Consider the following 4,092-nt stretch of genomic DNA (forward strand, 5'->3'; position numbering starts at 1 on the left):
CAAGAATGCCGAAGGAGACCCCGACCGTCACCGAAAGGATCATAGTCAGGATCGACAGCGATAGGGTCGGTTCAAGCCGCTGCGAGATGAGCTCCAGAACCTGTCGTCCGGAAAATATCGAGGTGCCAAAATCGCCGCCGAGCATGTCCCGCACCCAATGTATGAACTGAACCGGCATAGGATCGTTCAAGCCCATCCGTTCACGGATGCCGGCGATCATCTTTGGGGTGGCCATATCGCCAGCAATGCGCGCCGCCGGGTCACCGGGCGCCAGCCTCAGAAGGAGGAAGACAAAAATTCCGACCATCGCCATGACGGCGATGGCCGAGACCATTCTGCGAATGACGTAACCACCCATTTTCGGTCAGGTCTTCTGTATGTTCCACATAGGTTGTATCCCCACTGGCACGCCGATCAGCCCGGTTAGCGTCTTACGGCGGGCAACTGGATTAATTTTTTGCCCCAAACGCACATCTCCCACGAAATCCCACCATACTCTTTGCATCTGGCGGGCCAGTGCCTTGCGCTCTTCAAGCGTTGCGACATCTGGCCATTTGGCCCGCAGAGCCTCGTATTCATCGTTCTTCGGCCAGCCGTACCAAGCCTTATCACCACTTGCATTTAAGCAGACTTCGGACATCGGATCGCCGAGCGCAAACTCCGTGTCGCCAGTGATGAAGATGCTCCAGCCGCCCTCCTCCACCGGGTTCTTTTTTTGACGGCGCGCGGAAAGCCCACCCCAGTCGCTCGGCGCGAGCTCGGCCTTGACACCGATCTTCCGGAGCGCGGCGGCAAGCCACTGCGACACATCACTGATCGCCGGTACGTCCGTCGGTTGGAGGATGACTACCGTCTCGCCGGCATACCCGGATTCCTGAAATAGTTGTCTGGCCTTTTCGGGATCGCCGCCCTTCTTGAACCACCCTGTATTCTCGTCATTCGAGTAAGGCGTAGTGTTACCAAAAATCGAAGTGACGATGCTGGTGTATTTTGGATCGGGAGATTGGACACGCAATACCGCCTCCTGATCGATCAGGTGAAGCATCGCCTGGCGCGCCTTGACATTGTTGAACGGTTTCTGCAGGCAATTCATGCGCAGTATCCCGTCAGAGCCCGCCTTGTTCAGAACCTCAAGAACAAGGTTCGGATCGCCCTCGATCGTCGACAAGAAATCGACGGGCGGGTATTCCAGATAATCAATCTCACCCGCTTGGAGGGCCGCCAAGGAAGTCTGCTTATCGGCGATATTGTCCCAGACGACACGATCGATTTTGACAATCTTGCCGCCGGCGAACCAGTCGGCCGGCTCGCGGCGTGGCACGTACTTGTCATTGCGGTCGTAGGTGAAGCTCGCGCCTGGCTTGGCAAGAGCTTCATTGAACTTGAAAGGCCCCGAGCCGATGTTTGCAGTCACCTGCTCGGTTGCTGGGATATCCGCGTCCTTCTCGCGCATGACGAATAGCATCAGCCCGGAGACCGAAGCAAGAATGTCGATCAGCAGAGGCAGCGGCTCCTTGAGGGAGATGGTGAAGGTCTTGTCGTCAATCTTCGAAATATCTTTGGCCCGCTCCATAATCAATTGGCCACCGGAATCAACCTGACCCCAACGGCGGATCGAGGCCACGCAGTCCGCCGCTGTGACGGTGGTGCCGTCGTGCCAGCCTAGACCATCCCTGAGTGCGAACGTATAGGTCTTTTTATCGTCGGAAACGCCCCACTTTTCCACCATTTGCGGCTGCGGCATTGCGTTGGAATCGATCCCTAAGAGGGTATCATATATCGCCAAAGCGTGGTCTATGGTGATGTCACTCGCCCCAACGACCGGATCAAAGGTCGTGAGGCTACTGTTCTTCACCATACGCACCGTCCGAGCAGGATGCGCTGTCTGTGCCCGCAGGACCGACGGCATGGATAATGCCGTTCCCACCGCCAAGCCTGCCTTGATTAGATCGCGTCGAGAGACTGCCATTGTCATTTCCCCTTTTGCCAGTCGCGTTGTTTATCCACGCTTGTTCGTAGATGAATACCCAGACGAGCATTCATTCGATCTATGTTCTGTCGCGCCTCGTCCTACGTCAAATTCAGTTTGCGTATCGCCGCCATCTGGTTTTGAGATAGACTCCCAGCGGTCCGGCTTGGGAATACGAGGTAATCCTGAGGCCCGTTACCAGTGCTGGGCAGAAGTTTGGGCCACATCACTCGTGGGGATTGGTCGCGCAGAGTCTGGATTGTGATCGATGGATAAAGCTCGCCGGTGCCAGCTTTGTAACGATAATTAGGCCGAGCAGGATGCGCAGGAATGGCGCGAGTGGCCTGGGTTCTCAACCTCCATCTCGCCTGCATATGGAAGGACCTGCGCTGCGCTGGACGGCTTGGCGATGCGGCTTCTCCCGCGTCGATCGTCTCGCCATATGCCGCGAATAGCCGTCCTTGATGACGGGAGGCGGCGCCTGTGTGCGAACCATTCTTTTAATGCTGACCAGGCATGCATGTCGCATAGGCCTTTTTGGGGCACACGCGGCGAGTGGGGAAGTGGCGGAGACAGACCCTCCTCGGCGTCAACGGCATTGAGGAAGGGGATAAAACACCTGATGAGGCGGGGGCCGTTGCACTTGCCGTCGTGGAGATGGTGCCGATGCTCCACTTCTTTAGGGAAGGCCGCGCCAGGCCGATCCGCGCCATGTCCCGCAGGCGACACACGCCATGAATGATAGGAGCGCAATTTGGACGATCTCGTCGATCGTCATTTCGACGAGACCATCCGCCTATAGTGCCGAAAGCACTCGCACTCGCCCTCAAACCTGAACTGTCAAAGTAGTGTTAGGCCGCCGTCTGCCAACATGCGGCCATGTACGTGACCAGGATCGGTGCAGGCCTGCGGGATTATTGGGCAGCGGTTCGGTCCCAGCGCGTCCGCACATTGCTCGCTTGAGAGTTTGAGGCGGTTGATTTGGCCTTCAGCCTGACCGTTGCAAGGTAAGTTATATGCATTGTAGACCGCATCGATGTCTCGGTGCAGCACGACGCGATCGGGTCAAGATCCGCGACGAGGACTTCGTCAGGAACAAGGCCGTCAACATTGCGCTCGGCATCGTGCCCGATGGCACGAAGGAGATCATCTGATCGAGAAGACCGAGGGCGCCAAGTTCTGCTCGTCATGAACGAGCTGAAGAGCCCCGGCGTCGGCGACATTCTGATCGCCGTCGTCGACGGCCTGAAGGGCTTCCCCGAGGCGATCAACGCCGTCTTTCCCCAAACCGTCGTCCAGACCTGCACCGTGCAGCCTGATCCGTCTTTCCCTGGAGTTCGAGTCCTGGAGGACCGCAAGCCCCTCGTGCCGGCGCTGCGCGGGATTTACCGCGCCAAGGACGCGGACGCCGGCATGAAGGCCTGGAGGACTTCGAGGCCGGCTACTGGGGGCAGCGATATCCGGCGATCACGCAAAGCTGGCGGCGCAACTGGAGCCGAGTCGTCCAATTCTTCGCTTATCCCGAGAGCGTGCGGCGGATCATCTACACCACGGATGACATCGACAAGCCTGCGAGGTTTCCAGGCCACGCCTTGACTGCGTCGAGCGCGGCGCCAGTCTGGAGCGGGACCGAGGCGGCGGTCGTGTCGGCACATTCCTTACGCTATATTTGTCCGGCACGGACGACCACGTGGCAAAGAGTGGTGCGAGAGGATGAGAGTGCCGCCACGCAGCCGTTATAGTCGTTCCTCGTTTGTGGCGTCCGTGCGCCGCTTCGGCCCGCGTGGCCGCCAATGCCGAACCATCAACTCGTAGGCACGCTCGGCATTCTCGGCCGCGGTTTTCTCGCTGTTTCGCAACTCCTTCACGTTGTAGGCGTAAGCCGAACCCCGGCGACCGACACCGCGTTGCCCGGCGCACCGGCCTTGAGAGCGAGCTGCCTCTGCTTTGCCGCCACGAGCGCCGGGCGAGCCCAGAAGTAGTCCTGCTCCTTTGTCAGCAGATGCCAGGATCAACACAGCGAGCTTACGGGGCGACCGCCACGGCTGCGACCTGATGGCCGCGCTTGTTACGGATGCGTAGGAAGAAGGCCCTGAGCGGTCCGGGCGCCTTCGCGGTCGCCC

3 protein-coding genes and 2 pseudogenes are annotated in these 4,092 nt (G+C 59.0%); 2 read left to right on the plus strand and 3 right to left on the minus strand.

Translation table 11 applies throughout. The features are described from left to right. The 3 genes and pseudogenes from NKJ12_RS31880 to NKJ12_RS31890 all read right to left on the minus strand — a co-directional run. Positions 1-358 (minus strand): ABC transporter permease family protein (locus NKJ12_RS31880; protein ID WP_352707678.1); only part of this gene is annotated, 358 nt, incomplete at its 3' end. 6 nt (positions 359-364) lie between these two features. Further along, positions 365-1,969: an ABC transporter substrate-binding protein gene (locus tag NKJ12_RS31885; RefSeq protein ID WP_352707680.1), complete on the minus strand. Its 1,605-nt coding sequence runs from the start codon at positions 1,967-1,969 to the stop codon at positions 365-367. 826 nt (positions 1,970-2,795) lie between these two features. Further along, a pseudogene (locus NKJ12_RS31890) lies at positions 2,796-3,022 on the minus strand (hypothetical protein); the annotation flags it as partial. On the opposite strand from NKJ12_RS31890, the gene NKJ12_RS32425 reads away from it, so the two are divergent. Both NKJ12_RS32425 and NKJ12_RS31895 read left to right on the plus strand, forming a co-directional pair. Next, positions 2,986-3,123: a transposase gene (locus NKJ12_RS32425; protein WP_502905766.1), complete on the plus strand. Its 138-nt coding sequence runs from the start codon at positions 2,986-2,988 to the stop codon at positions 3,121-3,123. The pseudogene NKJ12_RS31890 and the gene NKJ12_RS32425 sit on opposite strands and share 37 nt — an antisense overlap. Before the next feature lie 34 nt (positions 3,124-3,157). Next, positions 3,158-3,711 (plus strand): annotated as a pseudogene (locus NKJ12_RS31895) (transposase). Positions 3,712-4,092 lie beyond the last annotated feature (381 nt).

Origin of the sequence: Mesorhizobium sp. M0195 (assembly GCF_040322115.1) — a bacterium.
Lineage (GTDB): Bacteria > Pseudomonadota > Alphaproteobacteria > Rhizobiales > Rhizobiaceae > Mesorhizobium.

Excerpts from the sequence above, each read along its gene's own strand:
- NKJ12_RS32425 (WP_502905766.1), top strand. The coding sequence starts at position 2,986 with ATGCATTGTAGACCGCATCGATGTCTCGGTGCAGCACGACGCGATCGG.
- NKJ12_RS31885 (WP_352707680.1), bottom strand. The coding sequence starts at position 1,969 with ATGGCAGTCTCTCGACGCGATCTAATCAAGGCAGGCTTGGCGGTGGGA.